Here is a 22,538-nt window from a genome sequence, read left to right as displayed (position 1 = left end):
GGACCAATATCAATGGCACAAGTAACCCTAGACAGCATCCGCAAGGTCTACCCGAACGGGTTTGAAGCGGTGCAGCCCAGCTCTTTCGACATTCCGGACGGCGAATTTGTCGTCCTTGTCGGCCCGTCGGGCTGTGGGAAATCGACGCTCCTGCGAATGATCGCAGGGCTGGAGGACATCAGCGAAGGCGCGCTGTCCATCGGCGACCGTGTGGTCAATGATGTAGACCCCGCAGATCGCAACATCGCGATGGTGTTTCAGAACTACGCGCTCTACCCGCATATGACGGTGGCGAAAAACATGGGCTACGGGCTGAAAAACCGTGGCACCTCCAAGGTTGAGATTGAACGCAAGGTGGCAGAGGCGGCAGAGATGCTGGATCTGACGCACTTGCTGGATCGTCGTCCCAGTCAGCTGTCCGGCGGTCAGCGTCAGCGGGTGGCGATGGGCCGCGCGATTGTGCGCAACCCTGACCTTTTCCTCTTTGACGAACCCCTGTCCAATCTGGACGCCAAACTGCGCAACCAGATGCGGATCGAAATTCGCGCCCTACAGCGCCGTCTAGGCGTCACCGCGATCTACGTGACCCACGATCAGGTCGAGGCGATGACAATGGCTGACCGTATCATCGTACTGAACGGTGGCGTGATCGAGCAGATCGGCACCCCGACAGAGATCTACGAGAACCCCGCCTCGACCTTTGTGGCTGGTTTCATGGGCGCCCCGCCGATGAACCTGCTGAAGGCCAGCGTGGACGGGGCAGGGCGCGCCCATGTGGAGGGTGGCTTGGCGGTTGAAGTGCCAGCAGGAGCCACAGGAGATGTGCTGTTGGGCATCCGTCCAGAAGATCTGGAACTGGCCGACACAGGCGATTTGCAGATCGACGTTCAGATCATCGAAGAATTGGGTGCAATCCGTTTGATGCACGGTCAGATTGCCGGGCAGGAGATTTCGGTGGCTGTTCCCAAGGATCAACCTTGCAGCACGGGGGCTGTATCACTGCGCCTGAAAACGGTCCCTCATGTTTTCGATGCAGCGACAGGCCGTCGTCTGTGACGCGAATCTTAAATCAACTGCGCCCCGTCAGCGGGGCGCAGCTTCAACAGATCACCATCGCACCGCGCACTGCCGAGGCGCACAATCGCCTGATGCAAGATATTGAAGCGATGCAGGTGTTGGAACAGGGCGGGCAGGGAACCCTGCCTGCGCTGCCGAACCGTTTTCATGTTGCTGCGTGGAACGTCGAACGCGGTATTGATCCGTTCAGGATCGCCACGGCGCTGCGCGCGCATGGACCCTCTGTGCTGTTGCTGAGCGAGGTGGACAACGGCATGTCGCGTACGGGGCAGCGCCACGTTGCGGCGGATATCGCAGCTGAACTGGGGATGCACTACCTCTATGGGGTGGAATTCCTAGAACTGGGGCTGGGTAAGGGGCGAGAGCGCGTGCGCTGCCGCGATGATTTCAATAAGCTTGGCTTTCATGGAAATGCGGTTCTTTCCAGCGCGCCGATTTCGCGTGCCTGTTTGTTGCGTCTCAGTAACGACGGCCATTGGTTTCGTATCGGACCCGATAGCGCAGGCGACCCGGAAGAGCCGCGTATCGGTGATCGTATGGCTATCCTTGCGGAATTGGTGACAGAGGCAGGGCCAATCTGTGTCGTATCCGCCCATCTGGAAAGCAACGCTCAGCCTCTCTACCGGGCGCAGCAATTTGACCGGTTGATGGCGGCTGTTGATCTGTTTGCCCCCTGCCTGCCGGTGCTGATTGGCGGTGATCTGAACACAGGCAGCAAGGTATTGCCGGATTTCGATTGGCGAGAGGAACCGCTTTTTGCCCAAGCAGAGGCACAGGGGTATTCCTGGGAAGGCACGCCAGAGGGTATGACCACGCGCGCTAGCCTCTTGTCGCCGCACCCTCTTGGGCCGATGAAACTCGATTGGTTTGCGCATCGCGATCTAACGGCGCGGCCTTTGGCTGTGATGCCTGCATTGGATGGACAGGGCACGCCACTCTCGGATCATGAAGCGGTTTTGTGCACCTTGGATCTGCGCGCCGAGCGTTAAGTGGGTGGCTTGATTTTGCCACGTTTGCTTTTTGGCGCCGTGTGATTGGGAAAATTCACCGGCCTTTCCCGTTTCAAACAGCGTGCCAACTGGTGGATTTCTCACTGGTAAACATGGATTATTTGCCACGAAAATCTGCCACCCATTGAAAACATTGAATTCTTTTGTGTCACATGGCGTAGATTTGCGTCGTTAGACTCTCTGCCCCGTGTCAGCATCAAGGCAAAGGGGGCGTCATTGTGACGAAACGCGGCGCGTTTGCGGCTGGATGGTGTGCCAGTCGTCAAATGATCTGATTGGTGCCCAAGTCTGGCCTCACCCGTGGGGCTGAGTGTTGTTAACGAGTTTGGAGGTACTATGCGTTTAGCGAAATTCTGTTTGGCGCTGGCCCTGTCATTTGCCGCAGCCCCAAAAACAACAGCCGTCAGCGCTGAGGGTACGGCAACATGGCGCACGGTGGAAAATATCAATGGCTGGGAAGCTGTTGGGCGACTGTCGATCTCAGGTGCAACGATGTGTACGGGGGCTCTTGTCGCGCCAAATCTGGTTCTGACAGCGGCGCATTGTCTCTACAACCCCGCCACAGGCCGCAAGGTGCGCGCCAATCGAATTACCTTTCAGGCAGGCTTGGCCGAAGGTCGTGCAGTGGCCGAACGCCGCGTCGTCAGCGCCACCGCCCATCCTCAATATCGACACAACAAGGGGGGCAATGCGCAGGTAGGGCACGATTTAGCTCTGCTAACCCTAGATACCCCCATTGGGTCCGAAGTTGCGCCTCTGGCCTTCCAAGGGCGTCCGGAGAAAGGTGATATCCTCAGTGTGGTCGCCTACACCGTGGGCAATCGTCAGGATCCGCGCATGGCCTATCCCTGTCAGGTTCTGGCCCGCAAACGCGCTACACTGGTGTTGAATTGTGAAGTGGATTTTGGCGCTTCTGGCGCGCCAGTTTTTGCCCTGCAAAACGGCCAACGCCCCTATCTGGTCTCCGTCATTTCAGCCAAAGCAGAAATGGCAGGGCAGGATGTGTCTGTCGGCACGTCGCTGGACCCATCGGTGATCCAAATGCTGGCCAACCGAAGCTGATCACACATCGTGCGCAGAACTATGCAAACGAAACACCCCGCAGAAACGCTGCGGGGTGTTTTTGCATCGGCGTTGCGGGATGCCGAATTATGGCTCGCGGAAGGCTTCGCGGGATTTATAGAGCGGCTTCAGCAGATATTGCAGCACGGTCTTTTCACCGGTGTGCAATTCCACCTGCGCCCGCATGCCGGGCCGGATCTCAATCGCCTTTTGGCGTTCGGTCAGACCGGCGCTGTCGACGCTGACGGACACGCGATAGTAAGGTTCCGCGCGCGGGTCGCGCTCATCTTCGAACGTATCGGCCGAAATCAGATCAACCTGACCTTTCAGCGTGCCGTAGATGGTGTAGTCATAGGCCGTCAGTTTGATCGACGCTGCCTGGCCCCGCCCGACGGAGGCGATGTTTTCAGGACGCACCCGCGCCTCGACAAACAGTTCTTCACCCAACGGGATGATCTCAAAAATCTCTTCACCGGGGCGGACAACGCCGCCGATGGTGGTCACGGCCAGATTGTTCACGATGCCGCGCATCGGGGCGGTGATCACTGTGCGGTTCAGCTGATCCTGCGCCAGTCGCATTTCCTGACGCAGCGACGTGATGTCCTTCAGCGTTTGCGAATATTCCTCGGCCTGCTCCAGTTCGGCGGCGGTGTTGATCTCGGTATAGCGGATCTCTGCCTCGGATGCGGCTTTGCGGGCTTTGTTCACCTCTAGCAGGGCGACAAATTCCTGCTTGTAGAGCCGCTCCATATTCGCCAGTTCGGATTTCGCCTGTTCCAGCACCACCAACGCACCTTCGCGCCGCGAATCCAGATCGGTCTGGCGCGCAGTCAGCAGGGCGCGCTCGGACGCGAGAATGGTTTTAGCGCGGGTCGCCAGTACCTCGTCCACGTCAAATTCATAGGCGCCGCCAATTTCCGCCTCAAGACGCAGGCGTTTGATTTCCAGCGCGTCGATCTGATCCTGTAGATCGTCAAAGGCGGTGCGGAACTTGGTATCTTGCAGCGTGGCAAGGATTTGTCCCGCCTCAACCAGATCGCCCTGTTTGACGGCCAGATCCGACAGAATACCGCCCTCAAGGTTCTGTACGATTTGCGAACGGGAGGAGGAGACAACTTCGCCTTCAGCGCGCACAATCTCATCCACCACAGCCACCGCCGCCCAGCCGAGGAAGACCAGAACGGCCAACCCAACCAACCGGATGGTCAGCCGTGACATGCGGCTGTGATCGTCAAAACTGTCGTCGAACTGTGTTTCCCCTGACGCTTGCATCAGCCACGCTCCCCGCTTGCCAGATGGGCCAGAACCTGTTCACGTGGACCATCGACGACCAGACGACCTGCTTGCAGAATCAGGGTGCGGTTCGACAGCGCCAGAATAGGGGTGCGGTGGGTGGCAATGATCGCCGTGCGGCCCTGTAGCCAGCTTTCCAGACGGCTGACCAGCGTGCGTTCCAGCGTCTGATCCAGCGCGGCCGTCGGTTCATCCAGCAGCACGATCGACGGGTTCTGCAACCACAGCCGCGCCCAGCCGATCGACTGACGCTGACCGATGGACAGACCTTCGCCGCCATCGCGGATCTGCAGGTCCAGACCCTGCGGATGTCCGCGCAGGAAGGGGCCAAGGCCTGCAAACTCCAACGCCTGCATCAGCCGGTCATCATCACGTTCCAACTGGTTGAGGTTCAGGTTATCGCGCAGCGATCCGGCAAACAGGCGGATGTCTTGGCCCAGATAGCCGATGCCACGGCGCAGGTCGCGCGGGTCGATCTGGGCCATGTCGCTGCCATCCAACAGCACGGTGCCTTTGGTCGGCGCATAAAGGCCCGACAGCAGTTTCAGCAGGGTGGATTTACCCGAACCGTTGGCGCCCAGAATGGTCACGCGCTGACCGGGTTTGATCACCACACCGGGCACATCCAGTGTCGCGGGGCCGTCGGCGTCGTAGCCAAAGTTCACTTCGCGCAGTTCAAACTGCCCTTGGAATGTTTCACGGCGCAGATATTTGCGTTCGCTATCACGTTCCTGCGGGGCGGATGCGATGGTGTCTAGGCTTTCAAGCGCGGCTTTCACATTGCTCCACCGGGCCAGCGTACCGGCAAACTGCGTCAGCGGGGCAAGGGTGCGGCTGGTCAGGATGCCAGTGGCGATGATGGTGCCGACAGTAAACTGACCGGCAAAGACCAGATAGGTGCCGATCACCACGGTGGCGATATAGGTGGTTTGCTGCACGCCCTGTGACCAGTAGGTCAGAGTCGACGACAGGCGGCGCTGTTCGGCTGAGGCATGGGAGGACACGGCGTTCAGCTCATCCCACAGACGCAGGATGCGATCTTCACCGCGTTGGGTTTTGACGGTGTCCAATTCGCTCACCACCTCTTGCAGCAGGCGGCCCGCCTTGGCCGATGCGCCTTGGGTCTGGCGCGTCAGGGCGATCATGCGTTTTTGCAGCACATAGGCAGGGGCTACCATCAGGATGCCGCCCAACACCAGAACCCAGACCATATTGCCCGCGATGGAGGCCACAAGAGCAAGGAACAGCACGATAAACGGCATATCCGCCAACACCGCGATGGTGGAGGAGGTAAAGAATTCGCGCACCGATCCGAAATCGCGCATCGCAGCAAACAGGCCCGACGGTGGCAGCGCCTTTTGATCAGACCGCATGCCCAGCAGGCGGCGCATTAGCATGTTCTGGATCGACAGCTCCATCCGACGCCCCGCCGCATCCGACAGGCGGGCGCGGGCCAGTTTCAGCAGACCTTCCAGTCCGATGGCCAGCACAGCGCCAAGCGCCAGAACCCACAGCGTCGCCTCTGACTGGTGTGGGATCACACGGTCGTAGACCTGCAGCGAAAACAGCGCGACAGCCACAGCCAGCATGTTGGCAACCAGAGAGCCCACCATAATCTCGGTGATATGACCGCGGAATTTGGGCATCTCGCCCCAGAACCAGTGGCCTTGGGTCAGTTGTGGCACATGGCGTTCGGCCATCTGGCGCAGGGTGGTTTTGGCGGCCAGCGTGTTGCCGGTGAAATGTGGTGCAAAATCGCGCAGCGGTACCTCTGCCCGATTGTCGGCGCAGGTGGTGTCGTAGATCGTCAGCACGTCGCCTTCCTGCGACAGGACAAGGATGGACTGACCATTGCTCATTTCAGCAATGGCGGGCCATTTGTCAGGGCTGGGCGCGATGCGGTGGCCCAGTCTCGGGGTGATGCCCGCGTGTTCCAGCGCCTTGGACAGGGCTTTCAGGCTGACGTCGCCGGGCGATTGCACCCACATGTATTCGGCCACATCAGTCGACGGCACGTCGGACCCGTTGAGGCCTGCCAGCGTGGCCACCAATGCAGCGCGGTGTTCGATGCGTTTGGCGGTGCCTTCGATCAGGGATTTGATTTCGGACGCGGCGCCTGCGGGCTCAGTTGTGGCCGTAGGCTCAGGCGGCAAGGGGGACTGCAAAGAAGCGGGCAGGGGGCGCGGCTGCGGGGCCGCCTGCTGATGTGGTACCTGTTGTGGCTGAGGTTGCTGTCCCTGCACCTGTTGAATCTGTTGCGGCGCAGGCTTAACCCCTTGCTGCATTCCTGCCTGCGGGCTGTTCGCCGCCTGCGCAGGTTTCGCCACGGTGGGGCTGATCGATAGGATGACTGGACCTTTCTTGGTCAAATCTCACCCCCATCGGCCAGCACACCCAGATCACGCGCCAGTTCCAATTGGACCAGGATAACGTCGTACTTCGCATCCAACCGTTCCATTTCGCGACGGGTCAGCTGTTCATAGATGTTGACGACCTCGAGAACAGAACGCTGGCCCGCTTTGAACTGCGACTGAAACAGGCTGAAGGTCTGGCGGCTTTCGCGCACCAGTTTGGCCGTTTCGGCCTCTTGCCGCTGCAAAGAGATCAGGCGCTGTTCCAAACGCGATTGATTGCGCCGCGCCGCCTCGCGCGCCTCTACGACGTTTTCGCGGGCGGTTTCCTTACTGTTTTCGATCGCGTCCAGCCGTGCTTTGGTGCCAAAGCCCAGACCCAAGGTGGTGCCTGCGTTCAACCCGGCGCTGGTGCCGTTTTTGTTAACCGTGCCACTGGCCGATAGGCCCGGCAGCTGCGCTGCGCGTTCGGCAGTCGCCTGCGCGACGGTGCGCTTGGCTTCGGCCTCGGCTTTCAGAACGCTTAGGGACTGCAGGCCGGAAGGGGCATAGGTTTTCAGAGGGGTGACTTTGGCCTTGGCTGCAGATCCGCCCAGCATCGCCTGCAATTCTGCGCGCGCTACGGCGGCCTCTTCTTGTGCCAAATCGCGTTCGGCACTCAGGTCCAGCAGTTTGCCTTCGACCATACGCTGGTCGCCTTTGTCTGACACACCGCCAGAGACGCGACCGTCAACAATGCGTTTGAAATGACGCATCTGTTTGATGGCCTTGGTGCTTGTTGCTGACTTTTCGTCGCCTCGCAGGCCGGTCAGATAGAGTTTAAGGGCGTTGAAGACGCGGTCGTTTTGGTCTTGTGACAGGCTGACCGCCGCCACTTCGACATCGGCGGCTGCATAGGCGCGTTCTGCCTTGCGTTTGCCGTTGTCGTAAAGAACTTGATCAACCACCAGCGATGCCAGTGTTTCACCCAGCGAGGTCAGTGAGATATTGGGTGTGACTGTGGGAAGCCAGTTTTTGTTTTCCGCCTCGGCGCGCAGTTTGGCACTGCGCAATTCGCTCTCGGCGCTGCGGCTGCCAGCGGCCAGGGCGGCACGGCCGATCTTGTCATAGGGGCTGCCAGCAGGCAGCACGCTGCGGCGCGCCACCAGCGTTTTCACCACGCTGCCATCTGCAGGGGTGTCGACATCGATATTGCCCGCCGCACTGCGAGTCTGAGGCGCGGATCCGGCAGCGCTGGCGCTTGCGGGGGCTGTGCCATCTTCGGCCAGATGCGGTGGGGTAAAATTGAACCCGCCCATGTTGCCATCCATGCAGCCCGCCAGAAGCGTGGTTGCGCAGAAAAGGGAGAGGTACTTGCGTGCGGCCACCCGGCTACTCCTGCAGGTGTTGATCCGGGGCGGCTGGTCCGCCCCGGTGTACTTGTTTGATCAGCGCTTAGATGATCACGTTGATGTCTTGGTCGATCACAACGGTCACGCCGTCATCACCGATGGTGTAAACATCATAGGCTTCGCCGTCGATGGACTGACTGCTGCCGGTACGGGTGGCACCGCGCAGTGTGACGCGATCGTCACTGCCGCCGTGGACCGTCAGCGTATCCGAACCGTTAGCCAGATCACGGATCTGGCTTTCGGTCAGCGTGAGGTCGGCATTGGCAGCGTAATCCAGTTCAATCGCTTCGATCTGGAAGTTGCCTGCCGACGCATGGCCCAGCGTGGTTGCCGTGGTGGCATTGTCGTCCAGCACCACCATAGTGGCGGAGTCATTGCCAGCCTGATCGCGCGACGAGATCACCAGATGGGTTCCGTCTGGCACGTTCGGGTTGAAATTGAGCATGGTTTCATTACCCAGATCAATGCTTTGCGCGCTGACGTTGCTGCTGCTGCCATCGGTGTTCAGGGTCGAAATCGAGAAGGTCGAGCTTTCTTCCTGCACTGTGACCGCGCTGACAGCATCGTCTGCAAAGGTGACGCTTTCGATGATCGGGTTGGCCACTTCGGTGTCGACACGGAAATCAACCGAAGAGGTCGCTGTGTTGCCGACATCATCGGTGGTCGTCACGGTCGCGGTGGTGTTGTATTCGCCGCGGGGCAGGCTGCCTGGCTCATAGGTCACCGACCAGTTGCCGTTGTTGTCGGCGGTGGCGGTACGAGATACCCCCTCGACCACGACGGTGACGGTTGCGCCCGGATCTGCGGTGCCGTTCAGAAGCAGACCGTTGTTCATTTCGCTGGCATTGACAAAGTCGTCACCACCGATGGTCACATCGTTCACCGCAATGGTTGCCGCCGCTTTGGTGTCAACGGTTAGGTCGTGGCTGGCCGTTGTGGTGTTGCCAGCCGCATCGGTGATGGTGGCCACCACGGTGGTGTCAAATTCGGCCTCGCGGATGTCGCCAGTGCCGTAGGTAACAGACCAGCGGCCGCTTGCGTCAACGGTTGTGGTCTTGGTCACGCCGTCCATGACTACAGACACTTGTGCGCCTGCTTCGCCTGTGCCGGTGATGTCCAGACCAGCGGCCACTTCGGCTTGGGTGACGATGTCATCACCGCCGGCCTGCGGGGCGTCCATGACGATGCCGATTTCGGTATCAACCTGCACGTTGCTGGTCGAAGTTGCGGTGTTGCCAGCATGGTCGGTCGACGTAACCGTTGCCGTCGTGTTGTAGGTGCCCGCGGGAATATCCGAATTGGTGAAGGTCGCGCTCCAGCGGCCGTTCAGGCCTGCCTGTACGGTTTTGGTGCTACCGGCCAGTTCAACAACCACGGTCGATCCAACCTCTGCCGTGCCGTTCAGGGTGACGCCCGCGTTTGCTTCGGCGGCGTTGACTATGTCGTCGCCTGCGACAGGGGTTTGCATGGTGACGTTGGTGGTGGTGTCCACTCGCATCAGCGAACGTACGGTAGAGGTGTTGCCGACGCTGTCGGTTGATGTTGCCTCAACCACAGAAACGTATTCACCAGAGCGGATTTCACCGGGAAGGAAGATCGCACTCCAGCTGCCATCAGTCCCTGCACGAACAGTGCGGGTGACGCCCTCAAAGGTGACATCAACGCTAGATCCTGCATCGGCGGTGCCCGTGAGGGTCAGACCCTGCAGGGCTTCGGCTTCGTTCAACTGGTCATCGCCAGCGATTGGCGTGTTCAGGGTGACGTTGCCTTCTGTGTCTACATGCAAGGTGTAATCCGACACGGTCGAGTTGCCTGCCGCATCGGTCGCAGTCAGACGCACGGCGCTGTCATAGGTGCCGCTGGCGATCTGACCGGGGCTGAAATACAGCGACCAGTTCCCATCTGCACCGACAACAGTGTTGGTTGTGTAGCCCTGAAATTCAACCGTCAGGGTCGCACCCGGCTCACCTGCGCCATTCAGGGTCACACCATCTGCCGCTTCGGCGGCGTTGATGATGTTGTCACCTTCAATGGTTTGCATGTTGATGGCGGGCGACACTGTGTCGACCTGCACGCTTTCATTCACGATCGTGGTGTTGCCCCGGTCGTCTACAGCGGTGATGCGGGCATCAATGGTGTATTCACCTTCGGCCAAGACGCCTCGCGCAAGGTTGATCGACCAAGTGCCATCCTGACCAACTACGGTGCTTTGACTGTGACCGTTGATCTCAACGGTGATCTGTGCACCAGCTTCGCCGCTGCCGCCAATCACGTGACCGGCGCGGTGCTCGGCTGCGTTGACGATATCACCGATAGAGACTGTGCCCTCGTTGACAACAACATTCGGTGGGGTGAAATCCACATCGACAGATGGGCCATCCAGTACGAAGGTGTCGCCGCCTTCATTCACCACGGTCACGACCGAGGTGTAAACACCGTCGCCGGGCAAATCGGTGGGCAGGTAGGTTACGCTCCAGGTGCCGCCTTCGACGACGGTGGTGGTGCGTTCAATGCCGCCAACGATGACGCTTACGCTGGCGCCGGGTTCGCCGGTGCCTGTGATGCTGATGCTGGGCGGGGTGGGGCCACCTGTTTCGACGGTTACGTCGGGGTTGTCGACGGTCGGGCGTACAACGCCGCCCCCGCCGCCACCGGTGACGCGATCTACAACGATACCTCCGCCGACAACTGCTGCGCCTGCCGCAGCAACGCCGCCCAGACCACCTAGCAGCGGTGCTGCCAGCGGGGCGACCACCGGTTCAACCCGTTCCAGATCCAGAAAAACCAACTGGTCGTAGGCACTGTATTTGCCGCTGGTGTCGATTTCGGCATAGCTGGCAAGGTATTGATCGCCAACCTGTCCACCCAGATCAACGTGGTGAATGTTTCCGTGCGACGACAGAAACAATTCGGGGTCGCGATCCGCGTCGTAGAAATAGCCCTGCAGCGTGACGGTCTGGCCGTTGGTCAATTCAACCACCAGATTTTCTCCGTCCACCTTGTAGGCCGCCACATCTTGTGGCGCCAGGTTGAGCGAAATTTGCGCGCCAGAATAGAAAGGAATAAAGTTGCCGTTCTCAGGGGCTGGTTTTGCCATAGGAAACGGTGCCGCCCGAACTCCGGACGGAGAAATTCACTGCACTCATCAGATCACTGCTCTCTCAAAGGATTGGGCTTTGCCCATTATCTAGATTGCCTTCAGGCATACTATAGTGGTGGGCGCCAAGGCTAGTAGTTTTTGACGAAAATCAGTCAAAATATGGCTTATTTCGGGACAATTACGGTGATCTGGCACCATAGAGTGCTGCAATTTCAAACGGTTTTATTCAATTTATAGGTGTCAGGTCTTTGACGAATGTGTCGCATTCTGGCGACACTTCACGCGCAGCTGAGTGAAGGATTTATGGCTGAAACGCGCATTTTGTTTCTTCTCATTGGGGCCGACCTGAAGGCGTAGCCAACTATCCGATGGGGTAGGAAACACAACCTCTGCACCTCTGCGTCCGGTGCCGTTTGGGGCCACACTGGACCAAAGAGGAGTCACCCATGTTCAAATCTATCGCTATCTCGGCCACAGTGCCGTTCGTTGTTTCTGCCATGATTGCCAGCGCGTCGCTGCCTGCCGCCGCCGCGCAGGAGGCAGCACTCTATGATAAGCCGCTGCCCAAGGGGGCGGTATTTCTGCGGTGGATCGGTACGGATCAGGCACCTGAAGCGCTAAAACTGGCGCATACTCCAACAGGTGAGGCATTCCGCCCATTAGCCCCGCAACATTTGGATGGGGCAGAGCCGGGGCGCTACTACAGTGTGTTGCCGACGCCGGATGGTGCGGTCGCAATCGTCCAAGAGCCTGAGCGCGGTCCCAAGTCCAAGGTCCATCTGACATTGCTGAACGCCTCTGGTCAGTCGGTCCGGTTGGTGGTTGCTGGTCAAAACGGTGCCACTGGGGCTGAGGTTATTCAGCAAACGGATGCTTTCGCGAGCGGCGGTCGTCTGGTTAACCCAGTCAGCGCCAAACTGGTCGTCGTGGGGGATGATGGCAGTGCGGTGGGCGAAGTGGCGGTGCGTCTGCGCCGGGGGCAAAATGTAACGGTGCTGGTCACGGATCAGACGGTGCGTTTGATCGAAAACACAATTGGCCCGCTGCTGGAGGAGTAAGACAATGATCTTCTCCACGCCGATCTTTATCTTTGGGTTCCTGCCTGCATTTCTGCTGTTGTATTATCTGGCGCCTGCGCGTCTGCGTTCACCAGTGATCCTGATGGCAAGTGCTGTGTTCTATGGCTGGTGGCGGATGGATTTTCTGGCGCTGGTACTTGGCATGGCACTGGGCAGCTACATTGCAGCGCAGGGCGCACATCGCGCCCAAAGCGCGGTGCAACGTCGTTACTGGGTCACCTTTGGGGTGGTCGGTAATCTGGCGGTGCTTGGTTATTTTAAATACACCAATTTCCTCCTCGGCAATGCTGATGCCATCTGGCAAGCACTGGGCCGCGGAGAGATCACAAGCCCCGACATTATCTTGCCCATTGGGCTGTCGTTTCTGACGTTCCAGTGCATTAGCTATGTCATTGACGTGGCCCGTGGCGATGCACCGCCCGCGCGCAACATCTGGGATTTTCTGGCCTTTTCCACGCTGTTTCCGCAGCTGATCGCAGGGCCCGTTCTGCGCTACAAGGATTTGGCCGATCAGTTTCGCCAGCGCACGCATTCACTGGCACTGTTCGTGGCAGGCGTGCGTCGGTTTGCCCTGGGCTTGGGGATGAAGATCCTGATTGCCGACAGTGTTGCACCAATGGTGGATCGCCTGTTCGCGCTGACGGCGCCGACCCTCGCTGAGGCGTGGCTGGCTGCTGGTGCCTATTCCATTCAACTGTTTTTCGATTTCGCCGGCTATAGTGCAATGGCGATCGGGCTGGGGTTGATGATTGGGTTCCGTTTCATCGAAAACTTCAACGCACCATACATCAGCCAATCAGTGACCGAGTTTTGGCAGCGTTGGCATATCAGCCTCTCCACCTGGCTGCGCGATTATCTTTACATCCCGCTGGGCGGCAATCGCGGCGGCGCGCTGCGGACTTATCGCAATCTGTTGCTGACCATGGTGTTGGGGGGCATTTGGCACGGTGCCAATTGGACCTTTGTGGTCTGGGGTGTCTGGCATGGCGGCTGGATGGCGTTGGAACGCGCGCTGGGTAGCAAACAGGGCGGTGTTTGGGCGCGTAGGCTGACGCCTTTCGGGGCCTGGGCTTTTACGCTGGTGGTCGTGATGCTGGGCTGGGTGGTGTTTCGTGCGCCGGATCTTGGCACGGCGGTTCGTGTCTATGCGGGAATGTTCGGCCAAAGCGGCACCGCGCTGCGCGGTGAGGTTGCCATGCTGTGCAAGCCGAGTGAATGGCTGGCCCTGATGATCGGAACGCTGTTGGCTTTGGCGCCGGCTGTTGCTGCGAAATTCAAGCCAATGACGCGTAGCACGATGGCTGCAACCGCGCAGGTTGCGGCCACCGGGCGGCTGGCCACGCTGTCACTGTTGCTGGCTGTGGTGCTGGTGATGCAGGCGCGCAGCGACTCTCCTTTCCTTTATTTCCAGTTCTGAGAGGGGGCTGACAATGTTGACAGATCACATGAAAAACGCCTGTTTCCTGGGGCTGCTGGGCGGTTCTGTTGTGGTGGCTGGTGCGCTGGCTCATCAAACTGCTCTGCAGGATACCGCTGCGCAGTCGCTTACCACAGGCAGCTATCAGCGCCAGTACGAAGGCCACTTCGACGCCAACCTACCCACACGCAGCTGGGCGATCGATGCCTTTGCTGCCCTGCGCTTGTCGCTCTTGAATGAGGTGGCAGAGGGCGCGGTTCTTGGCAAAGGGAACTGGCTCTTCACGGCTGAGGAAATGATCCCGCCGCAAAGTGCCGAACCACTTTTGCCTGCACTCATCACTGCTCAGGCCACCTTGGCGGATCACGGGGTTACGTTGTTGCCCGTTATTCTGCCTGACAAAGCGCGCCTGCACGCGGATCATTTGCCAATGCAGCGCTCGGCTGCTCTTGAGGGGCGCTATGATCATGCTCTGGCGCAGCTGGCGCAGGCAGGTATGCCCGCATTGGATTTGCTTGCTGCAATGGCAGAGGCCGGATTTATGCGCACCGATACCCATTGGCATCCAGAAGCGGCCCGCGCCGTTGCTGCGCGTGTTGCGACCGATCTGGGGCAGGGGGATACGCCATTTGTGACCAGTCGCACCGCAGCCGAGGTGTTTAAGGGCGATCTGACTGCTTTTGCCGATGCTGGTAGGTTTCAACACTGGTTTGACGTAGCTCATGAAAAACTGCCGCGCTATCGGACCGATCTGGCCACTGCATCCGCGGCGGCTGCCCCTCAAATGGCAATGGACCTGTTCGACGACGTCGATATTCCCGTTGTTTTGTTGGGCACATCCTATTCCGCCAAAGAGGAGTTTCACTTCGAGGGGTTTCTGAAATCGGCGCTGCAAATGGATGTGCTGAACCTGGCGCAGGTGGGGCAGGGGCCATTTCAGCCCATGCGTGATTTCCTGACATCTGACCACCTGCGTGACCAACCGCCACAGGTGGTGATCTGGGAAATCCCCGAACGCTACATCGCCCCTGTTTCAACGCAAGATGACCTGTCTGTTTTTTCCGTTGTTCGTTCAAGCCGCATTCCCGAAGGAGTTTGATATGACCTTTGTGACCCAATTTGCCCGTCGTTTTCCCGCAACCTTCACTGCTGCCCGTCATGCGGCGTTCGGTGTTGGTGCCGCTGTAACTGTCGCCGCTGCTGCTGCTGCTGCGCCCTACTGTGATCGGCTGCTGGATCCACAAGCGATGCCCGAAAAATACGCCAGTCTGGCACCCGTTTATGCCAGTGCAGATACCGGTTGGATTTTCGCCAGCAATCAGCTGCGCCAGAGTTTCAAGATCAAAGACAAACCAAAAGAAATGCTGGAGGAAATCCTGACAACACTGGAAGGGCAGGGGGTTAAGGTTGCGATCCTTGTGGCGCCGCCGCGTCCGGTGGTGGCTGGGCAGGGAATTTTGCGCAAAACCATGGGCGAGGCGGCAGCCGATTATGACACCGCAAAGGCCCTGCGCAGTTTTCAGGATATGCTGGCTGACTTGCGCGCGACGGGGGCGATCGTGCCGGATCTGAGCGCCCTTGCGCTGGGCGATCCTGATCTGCGCCGTCGGTTCTATTTCCGTCGTGACACGCATTGGACCCCGACGGGCGCCGCCGAAAGTGCTGCACTGCTGGCCACACAGGTTTCTGATGCCGCGCCTGAACTGGTCATGGCAGAAGGGCCGTCCATTGTGGGTTGGAAAGGCCGTATTGAAGAGCGCGGATCACTTGCTGATTTGGTGCGCAAGAGTTGCGACATCAAGCTGCCAGTGGAAAAGACACCAACCGCCGTATTCGCCACACCAGAGAGCGTGGAGCAGGGTTTGCTGGGAGATAGCCCCGCTGAGGGGCAGAGTGGCAAGCGGATCGCCCTTGTCGGCACCAGCTTCTCTGACCGCTACAAGCGCGATCACTACCGTGTTGCAGATGCCTTGGCGGCCGCCTTTGGGCGGGATGTGGACAACTATTCTGTCTCTGGTGGCGGGTTGCATCGTGGAATGCAGGGGTTCGTCAAATCCGGTGGTCTTGCGGGGGGGGATTATGACCTGCTGGTCTGGGAATTTCCCTATACGCAAAACCTAAACTCTACCAAACGTTTGGGTGCGGTTCTGAAGGCACTGCGCGCTGCCAGCCAGGGTTGATCGGATTGTTTTCATCAAAAAGCGGGGCGGTGATGTGCAGCATGACAGCCCCGATTGTGCGCCTACCCTCCCTTATCATGCATGAACTTCGCACGCTGTCTGTGCGGGGTGGACCCGGCCCATAACCCAAAGGATAGGAAATCTGACCTTCAGGTCGCAACACTGTTCTGCTGCCCGCCGATGGCATTGCTCTCGCCCCTTATGGTTGAGCGCAGTTGTATCCGCTGCCGGAGGTTTCGATGAGGGTCGAACACAGATCTCCCCACGCGGACCTGGACTATATGGTTCGGGCTCCGCTGTCGTTTCAATCGCCTGAGGGCGATGATGTGGTGATCCGTGAATGGTCGCTTCAGGGACTGAAATGGCCCGAGGATGCCCCCGATCGTCCAGAACATGGCTATCTTGCGGTCCCATTTCAGGGGGTCGATGTACGATTTCCCGTGCAGCTGGAGCCTGCGCCTGACACGCGCGAGGTGTTCTTTAAGGATCTGACGGGGCGGCAGCGTGAGGTGCTGGCACTTTTCTATCGCGCACTACTGTCAGGAAGGATGGTCGCATCGGGTGATGTGATCACCGCTCTGGATACCCCCGTTGATCTGGTACCGGTCGAGGAAACCGAAGCAGAGGCAGAAGCCAAGATTGGCAATCGCAAAAAAATCACCGAGGTGATCCGCACCCTCGTGCATGTGGTGATCTATGTGGCGCTGTTTTTGGGGGTGATGACGACGATCGGCACCAATGCCTTTAACGCAGTGAACCGTATTTCTGTGCAATATGGCCGTGTTGTCGCGCCGGTTTCCGCGTTGTCAGCATTGCGCCCCGGCGTGGTCGGCGCGGTGACGGTAACGGCGGGCAGTACGGTTTCGGCAGGCGATGTGTTGGCCGTTGTCGAAGACCCGGACTTGATGGCGCGTCTGCACACTGCGCGCATCGACTATGCGGCGACCCGTGATCAATTGGACAAGACAGAGCGCGCGCTCAGCCGCCTTGAGAAACTGCGCGGCGTCAAGGACGAAGTTCTGCGACTGGTTGAGGTGGGGCTGGTCTATGAAGCTCATTTTGGACCGCGCGGGTTTGATGTCCTACGCAACCGTTGGCAGGACCTGCGCCTCAGTGATCCTGAGACCGCGGCTGCACGTGATCCGCTGGCGGTCACGGAGCGTCTGTTGAACGCGCGCCTGACAGAGCTGAAAACAGAGCTGCGCCAAAAACGCAGCGCGCGGGATGGTTTGAAGGCCCGCATCAAAGCGGCCGAGGTTATCGCGCCCTACGATGGGGTAGTGCAGGCCGTCTTGGTGCAGTCTGGCCAGTACATCCTGTCCGGTCAGCCAGTGGTCGAGATGGAGGATGATGCACCCCGCCATGTGGTTGGCTGGGTCGATGCAAAATATGCCGAGGATCTCTATCCGGGGATGCCTGCCTTTGTCGGGGTGAACACAAGCGGCGAGGCACGCCAGGTCACGGGCCATATCAGTGATGTGCGCGCTGGTGATATTCCCAACCGCCCCGGTGAATTTGGGATCGAGGTGACTGTGCAGATCGAAGGTTTCAGCAATGCCGACTTGCGCCAGCAGTTGCGGGTAGGGGCGCCCGTCAACATTCTGGCTGATCGTCAGATGCTTGCAGGGCCGCGCGGTTGGTTGTCGTCCCTTTGGGCGCGCATTTCTGGGGGGGGCACCGATGTATAGTCCCGAAGATGAATATGGGTTTGATAAAGATCTGGCGCAGCGCCTGCGTGAATTTGAAAAGCCCCGCAAACCCTACCTGCGTCGCTGGGGGCTGCCTCATATCTGTATTCTGGCGGTCACCGCGCTGACCCTGCAGTGGTTGCTGCTCAACCTGCCGAACCGCTATTTTGACCCCAGGGTGCTGCACCTGTCGCTGGTGCTGGGTACTCTTGGCATCTGGCGTTTTGGTTGGTGGTTCACCCATTCGGTCCGCGCCGCCTATTGGGGCAAACTGGTCTGGCCCGGCATGCGGGCGCGTGCGGATGATTTGTGGCAGCAGGGCTGGCGCCCAAAGCGTCTGCACATCCAGATGACCACCTATTACGAGGAGCCTTCGATCACCAAACGGGTGATCGGGTCGATCCTTGGCCAAGTGCGACGTGAACGCATCCCGACGACGATCTACATCGGCACCGGCAGCGCCTATGATGAAAACATTATCCGTGACTTCATCGAAACCTATGCTCAGGACATTCCCGATGATCTGGCCAAACTGGTGTTTCTGCGTCAGAACCAGCCGGGCAAACGCATGGCGATCGGGATGATCCTGCGGGCGATGTGCCGCGAAGAGGTGGATCCGGATGATCTGGTGATCTTCATGGATGGGGATGCACTTTATGGCGGTGATGTCCTGCAGAAATGCCTGCCGATGTTTGCCGCTGATCCTGAACTGGGCGCGCTGACAACGGATGAAGAGGTGATCTGCTACGGCCCCGACTGGATCGCGCGTTGGCTGGACATGCGATTTGCCCAGCGACGTCTGGCAATGCAGAGTCACGCACTGGCTGGCCGCGTGTTGACCCTGACCGGACGGATGAGCGTCTTTCGCGCCAGTCATATCCTGACCCGCGCCTTCATCCGCAATATTGAGGCGGACCATCTGGACCATTGGCTTTGGGGACGGTTCCGCTTTCTGTCAGGGGATGACAAATCCAGCTGGTACCGCTTGCTGAGCAACGGGGTCAAAATGACCTATGTGCCGGACGCCACCGTCTATACGATCGAGGTGATCAAGGAAAACGGACTGTCCCGTATGGTCCAGAACTTCCGCCGTTGGTCGGGCAATATGCTGCGCAACGGGGCACGGGCGATTGCACTGGGCCCGCGCCGGATGCCGTTTTTCATCTGGTGGTGCATTGTCGATCAGCGCATCGCGATGTGGACGATGATGGTGTCGCCGGTGATGGCCATCCTCGGCAACTTTATCGCGCCGGGTTACATATGGAACTGCCTGATCTGGGTGGTGTTTTCGCGGGTCACCCTATCGCTGTTCCTGTTTGGCTATTCGCGCAAGGCAGACATGAGTTGGCCGTTTATCCTCTACCTCAATCAGGTGATCAACGCCTCGGTAAAGATCTACATGATTTTCCACCTGTCGAAACAGAAATGGTCCAACCGCGGGAACCAATCAGCGGGTGAGGCGACCAGCCTGCGCGACCGGATGCGTAATTGGTTTGCGCTGTTTCAACTGACAACTGCCGTGTGTCTCTTTGTGACGCTGATCATGCTCTATGTTGGCTTGATGGAAATCCCTGGCATCTGAATCACGCCGGCGGGCCAAGGCGACTATCCCACCGGCCAATTCCTATCCTTTTGCGCGAAACCCTAACCCTCCGCCGCCGCATGCCGCGGAATGTTTCGGGCACATTGAGGTTACAGAAACGGATTAAGAAAGAGGGTTCTTATGATTATTCCTGTCATTATCGCTGGGGGCACTGGCACCCGTATGTGGCCTGCATCGCGTCGCGCACTGCCAAAACAATTTGCACCGCTCCTTGGGGGCAATACCTTGTTTCAGGACACGCTGATGCGCTTGAGCGGCGAACGTTTTGATGCGCCCTGCGTCATCAGCAACGAAGAGTGCCGGTTTATCGCGCGTGACCAGATGGGCGCCGTGGGCATCCATGATGCGCGTCACATTGTTGAACCTCTGTCGCGCAACACCGCCGCCGCTGTTCTGACTGCTGCACTGGCCCATCAATCGCAGCCAGACGCTGTCATGCTGATCAGCCCGGCCGATCATGTCATTCGCGACACCGCCGCCTTCGAGGCTGCACTGGATGTCGCAATGCCCCGTGCCGAAGCAGGCGAGGTTGTGTGTTTCGGCGTCATTCCCACCCATCCCAGTACCGCCTATGGCTATCTGCAGGTTGATCGTGGCAGCGATGCCAGTGTGCAAACAGTGGCAGAGTTTGTGGAAAAACCCGACTTGGCCACCGCAACCGAATTGTTGGGGCGTGGTCATTCGCTGTGGAACGCCGGTTTGTTCATGATGCGCGTCGACACTGCACTGAACGCTTTCCGCACCCATGCGCCGGACCTGATGGCCCCCTGCGAGGCAGCACTGAGCCTTGGGGGCGAAGACCTGGGCTTCCATCGTCTTAGCCGTGATGCCTTCAAACGTTGCCGCGCCATTGCCTTTGACCGCGCCGTAATGGAGAAGCTGCCGAAATGCACCGCCGTGTCGCTCGATTGTGGCTGGGCCGACCTTGGCAGCTGGTCTGCGCTGCGTGATCATCAGGTGGACACCCCTGGCGGTAACGCGCTGCTGGGTGAGGTGGAAGCGATTGAATGCCGCAATTCCCTGCTGAAAAGCACCAATCCCGATATGGCGTTGGTTGGTCTTGGCCTTGATGGGATTGTCGCGATTGCCACCGATGATGCGGTGCTGGTTGCCGATGCCAGCCGCAGCGAAGAGGTGGGCAAGGCGATTGAAGTGCTGAATGCCCGCAGCGCCCCGCAGGCCGAAGAGTTTCCGCGCTGCCATCGCCCATGGGGCTACTATGAAACCCTGTCGCTGGGCGCCCGGTTTCAGGTAAAACGCATCGTGGTGCATCCCGGTCAGAAATTGTCCCTGCAAAGCCACGTACACCGCGCTGAACACTGGATTGTGGTCGAGGGATCTGCACTGGTGACCGTGGGCGAGGAAGAGAAGCTCGTCACCGAAAACGAAAGTACCTACATCCCCTTGGGCGCGGTGCATCGGCTGGAAAATCCCGGCAAGCTGCCACTGGCGCTGATCGAGGTGCAATCAGGGTGTTACCTCGGCGAAGATGACATCACGCGCTATGAGGATATCTATGCCCGTGATGCCGAGGAAGAGGTTGCATGACGGCCGCATTCTGACCCTCGGTGCCCCGTCTGCAAAGGGCCCGCGCGAGTGATCGTGCGGGCCCATTTTTTGTTTAAAATTTCTCTCAAAAATTTTTTGTAAACAAAAGTTTATAAGGTGTGTTCTTCTGGCGCTCTGCCTGTCCTTTCTACCGCCCCTGCACCCACTTTCGGACCGCTAGGTTGGGGTCAATCTTACCGGAGGGTACATTATGGAACTGCTGAAGTTTGACCGCCAGAACGCCGAGATTGTAGAGGCGCCGAAACCTGTCATGAACCCGGTGCCGACGCCTGCGCTGCACCCTGTTCTGAACCCGCAAAAACAACAGAAACTGAAACCCGCGATCAGCGTGGTTGGCCTGGGTTATGTCGGCGCTGTCTCGATGGCCTGCCTGTCGGCGCTGGGCCACCGCTGTGTGGGTGTCGATGTGGACGCGCGAAAGGTGGCGCAGATCAGCGCAGGTGAAAGTCCGATCCATGAAAAGGATCTGGGCGAAACCCTGCTGTCCGGCGTTGATGCCGGCTTGATCAGCGCCACCGACGATCTGGAACAGGCGGTGCGTGATACGGATGTGACATTTGTGTCTGTTGGCACGCCCACCGCAGCAGATGGCGGTTGTGACTATCGCTACATCAAGGCCGCCGCCGAAAGCATGGCGCGTGGTCTGGCGGAGAAGGACGGTTTCCATGTCTTCGTTATGCGCTGTTCTATCCCACCGGGCACCACTCTGTCGGTGATGGCCCCGATCCTGGAGGAGCTGTCGGGCAAAACAGCGGGCGAAGATTTCGGCATCTGTTTTAACCCCGAATTTCTGCGCGAAGGTGTGGCGATTGCTGATTTCCACAATCCGCCGAAAACCGTGATCGGCACCACCGACATGCGCAGCGCCGAAGTGATGCGCGACATCTATGCGCCGGTGGATGCGGACCCGATCTTTACCTCCATCGAGGCGGCAGAGATGGTGAAATATGTCGACAACGTCTGGCACGCGACCAAGGTCTGCTTTGCCAATGAGGTTGGACGCCTGTGCAAACCCTCGGGCGTGGATAGCCGCGAGGTGATGGATATCTTCGTTCAGGATCACAAGCTGAACCTGTCGGCCTACTATCTGAAACCTGGCTTCGCCTACGGCGGCTCTTGCCTGCCGAAAGAGGTGCGCGCCGTTCAGCATATGGCCGAGGCCGCGGGCATTGACCTGCCGATGATCGGCAATCTGGAACGCTCGAACCGTGAACACATCAACGAGGCACTGCGCATGATCCGCGCCACGGGCGCCCGCCGTGTGGGGATCCTGGGTCTGGCGTTCAAACCCGGCACCGATGATCTGCGCGAAAGCCCGATCCTCGAGGTGATGTCCGCCCTGCACGCTGAAGGTGCCGCGCTGCGCGTCCATGATGAGGCGATCACTGCCGACACCCCTCTGGAAGGCCAGCTGGCCTATGTGCGCCATGGCTCCAAGGGGGGCGCGGATCTGGCGGAAAAACTGCCGAATATGCTGCGCGATGATCTGGATGCAGTGGTGAATGGTGCCGAGGTTTTGGTCATCACCCACCCGTCTGATGCCTACCGCGAGGTGGCGCGCCGCAGCAATGTGCGGGCGGTGATTGATCTGGTCGGTCTGTTTGCAGAGCCGGAAGCGACCGCGGCACCGCTGCACGGCATCGGTTGGTAATTTGCGCATGAAACGCGCCGCTCCCTGAAACGGATCAGGGCGTGGCGCCATTTTCTTAATTCAAACA

At 59.1% G+C, this 22,538-nt stretch carries 15 protein-coding genes; 11 read left to right on the top strand and 4 right to left on the bottom strand.

Translation table 11 applies throughout. From position 1 onward, the window contains the following. Window positions 1–12: 12 nt before the first annotated feature. The 3 genes from ugpC to TM5383_RS04995 all read left to right on the top strand — a co-directional run bounded on the left by ugpC (window position 13) and on the right by TM5383_RS04995 (window position 3,149). Window positions 13–1,056: a sn-glycerol-3-phosphate ABC transporter ATP-binding protein UgpC gene (ugpC, locus tag TM5383_RS05005; protein WP_058317940.1), complete on the top strand. Its 1,044-nt coding sequence runs from the start codon at window positions 13–15 to the stop codon at window positions 1,054–1,056. Continuing rightward, entirely contained in the window at window positions 1,053–2,066 is a 1,014-nt protein-coding gene (locus TM5383_RS05000; RefSeq protein WP_058317939.1) for an endonuclease/exonuclease/phosphatase family protein, read from the top strand. Before ugpC ends, TM5383_RS05000 begins: the two co-directional genes overlap by 4 nt. Window positions 2,067–2,423: 357 nt before the next feature. Further along, window positions 2,424–3,149: a trypsin-like serine peptidase gene (locus TM5383_RS04995; protein ID WP_058317938.1), complete on the top strand. Its 726-nt coding sequence runs from the start codon at window positions 2,424–2,426 to the stop codon at window positions 3,147–3,149. 87 nt (window positions 3,150–3,236) lie between these two features. Here TM5383_RS04995 and TM5383_RS04990 read toward each other — a convergent pair whose 3' ends face one another. The 4 genes from TM5383_RS04990 to TM5383_RS04975 form a co-directional block, all read right to left on the bottom strand. Continuing rightward, complete coding sequence (locus tag TM5383_RS04990; protein WP_143570222.1) at window positions 3,237–4,367, bottom strand: HlyD family type I secretion periplasmic adaptor subunit; 1,131 nt, start codon at window positions 4,365–4,367, stop codon at window positions 3,237–3,239. A 53-nt stretch (window positions 4,368–4,420) separates the two neighbouring features. Next, a complete protein-coding gene (locus tag TM5383_RS04985; protein ID WP_082645421.1) occupies window positions 4,421–6,727 on the bottom strand; it encodes a type I secretion system permease/ATPase in 2,307 nt (768 codons plus the stop codon). 80 nt (window positions 6,728–6,807) lie between these two features. After that, window positions 6,808–8,160 carry a TolC family protein gene (locus TM5383_RS04980; RefSeq protein ID WP_058317936.1) on the bottom strand — a complete coding sequence of 451 codons (1,353 nt, stop codon included), beginning with the start codon at window positions 8,158–8,160 and terminating at the stop codon, window positions 6,808–6,810. Window positions 8,161–8,227: 67 nt separating this feature from the next. Beyond that, the gene (locus tag TM5383_RS04975; RefSeq protein WP_058317935.1) at window positions 8,228–11,281 is read right to left on the bottom strand and encodes an Ig-like domain-containing protein; all 3,054 of its coding nucleotides are present in this window, start codon (window positions 11,279–11,281) and stop codon (window positions 8,228–8,230) included. A 449-nt stretch (window positions 11,282–11,730) separates the two neighbouring features. Here TM5383_RS04975 and TM5383_RS04970 point away from each other — a divergent pair, with 449 nt between their 5' ends. From TM5383_RS04970 to TM5383_RS04935, 8 genes are all read left to right on the top strand, one after another. After that, complete coding sequence (locus tag TM5383_RS04970) at window positions 11,731–12,342, top strand: hypothetical protein (RefSeq protein WP_058317934.1); 612 nt, start codon at window positions 11,731–11,733, stop codon at window positions 12,340–12,342. A gap of 4 nt (window positions 12,343–12,346) precedes the next feature. Further along, window positions 12,347–13,780, top strand: coding sequence for an MBOAT family O-acyltransferase (locus TM5383_RS04965; protein ID WP_058317933.1), 1,434 nt, complete (start codon window positions 12,347–12,349; stop codon window positions 13,778–13,780). Between the two features lie 13 nt (window positions 13,781–13,793). Then, window positions 13,794–14,879, top strand: coding sequence for an alginate O-acetyltransferase AlgX-related protein (locus tag TM5383_RS04960; protein ID WP_058317932.1), 1,086 nt, complete (start codon window positions 13,794–13,796; stop codon window positions 14,877–14,879). A 1-nt stretch (window position 14,880) separates the two neighbouring features. After that, a complete protein-coding gene (locus tag TM5383_RS04955) occupies window positions 14,881–15,960 on the top strand; it encodes an alginate O-acetyltransferase AlgX-related protein (RefSeq protein WP_058317931.1) in 1,080 nt (359 codons plus the stop codon). A gap of 281 nt (window positions 15,961–16,241) precedes the next feature. Beyond that, the gene (locus TM5383_RS04950) at window positions 16,242–17,648 is read left to right on the top strand and encodes an HlyD family secretion protein (RefSeq protein WP_058317930.1); all 1,407 of its coding nucleotides are present in this window, start codon (window positions 16,242–16,244) and stop codon (window positions 17,646–17,648) included. Beyond that, window positions 17,641–19,230 carry a glycosyltransferase gene (locus tag TM5383_RS04945; RefSeq protein WP_058317929.1) on the top strand — a complete coding sequence of 530 codons (1,590 nt, stop codon included), beginning with the start codon at window positions 17,641–17,643 and terminating at the stop codon, window positions 19,228–19,230. Before TM5383_RS04950 ends, TM5383_RS04945 begins: the two co-directional genes overlap by 8 nt. 141 nt (window positions 19,231–19,371) lie before the next feature. Next, window positions 19,372–20,799, top strand: coding sequence for a mannose-1-phosphate guanylyltransferase/mannose-6-phosphate isomerase (locus tag TM5383_RS04940; protein ID WP_058317928.1), 1,428 nt, complete (start codon window positions 19,372–19,374; stop codon window positions 20,797–20,799). A 211-nt stretch (window positions 20,800–21,010) separates the two neighbouring features. Next, the gene (locus tag TM5383_RS04935) at window positions 21,011–22,471 is read left to right on the top strand and encodes a UDP-glucose dehydrogenase family protein (protein WP_231725040.1); all 1,461 of its coding nucleotides are present in this window, start codon (window positions 21,011–21,013) and stop codon (window positions 22,469–22,471) included. The last annotated feature ends 67 nt before the right edge of the window (window positions 22,472–22,538 follow it).

The sequence above is a fragment of the Thalassovita mediterranea genome (genome assembly GCF_001458435.1).
Lineage (GTDB): Bacteria > Pseudomonadota > Alphaproteobacteria > Rhodobacterales > Rhodobacteraceae > Thalassobius > Thalassobius mediterraneus.
The sequence above is the reverse complement of the archived record's forward strand: the minus strand, read 5'-3'. Positions and strand labels throughout refer to the sequence as shown.

Excerpts from the sequence above, each read along its gene's own strand:
- ugpC (WP_058317940.1), top strand. The coding sequence starts at position 13 with ATGGCACAAGTAACCCTAGACAGCATCCGCAAGGTCTACCCGAACGGG.
- TM5383_RS04995 (WP_058317938.1), top strand. The coding sequence starts at position 2,424 with ATGCGTTTAGCGAAATTCTGTTTGGCGCTGGCCCTGTCATTTGCCGCA.
- TM5383_RS04990 (WP_143570222.1), bottom strand. The coding sequence starts at position 4,367 with ATGTCACGGCTGACCATCCGGTTGGTTGGGTTGGCCGTTCTGGTCTTC.
- TM5383_RS04985 (WP_082645421.1), bottom strand. The coding sequence starts at position 6,727 with ATGCAGCAAGGGGTTAAGCCTGCGCCGCAACAGATTCAACAGGTGCAG.
- TM5383_RS04975 (WP_058317935.1), bottom strand. The coding sequence starts at position 11,281 with ATGGCAAAACCAGCCCCTGAGAACGGCAACTTTATTCCTTTCTATTCT.
- TM5383_RS04970 (WP_058317934.1), top strand. The coding sequence starts at position 11,731 with ATGTTCAAATCTATCGCTATCTCGGCCACAGTGCCGTTCGTTGTTTCT.
- TM5383_RS04965 (WP_058317933.1), top strand. The coding sequence starts at position 12,347 with ATGATCTTCTCCACGCCGATCTTTATCTTTGGGTTCCTGCCTGCATTT.
- TM5383_RS04960 (WP_058317932.1), top strand. The coding sequence starts at position 13,794 with ATGTTGACAGATCACATGAAAAACGCCTGTTTCCTGGGGCTGCTGGGC.
- TM5383_RS04955 (WP_058317931.1), top strand. The coding sequence starts at position 14,881 with ATGACCTTTGTGACCCAATTTGCCCGTCGTTTTCCCGCAACCTTCACT.
- TM5383_RS04950 (WP_058317930.1), top strand. The coding sequence starts at position 16,242 with ATGGTTCGGGCTCCGCTGTCGTTTCAATCGCCTGAGGGCGATGATGTG.
- TM5383_RS04945 (WP_058317929.1), top strand. The coding sequence starts at position 17,641 with ATGTATAGTCCCGAAGATGAATATGGGTTTGATAAAGATCTGGCGCAG.
- TM5383_RS04940 (WP_058317928.1), top strand. The coding sequence starts at position 19,372 with ATGATTATTCCTGTCATTATCGCTGGGGGCACTGGCACCCGTATGTGG.
- TM5383_RS04935 (WP_231725040.1), top strand. The coding sequence starts at position 21,011 with ATGGAACTGCTGAAGTTTGACCGCCAGAACGCCGAGATTGTAGAGGCG.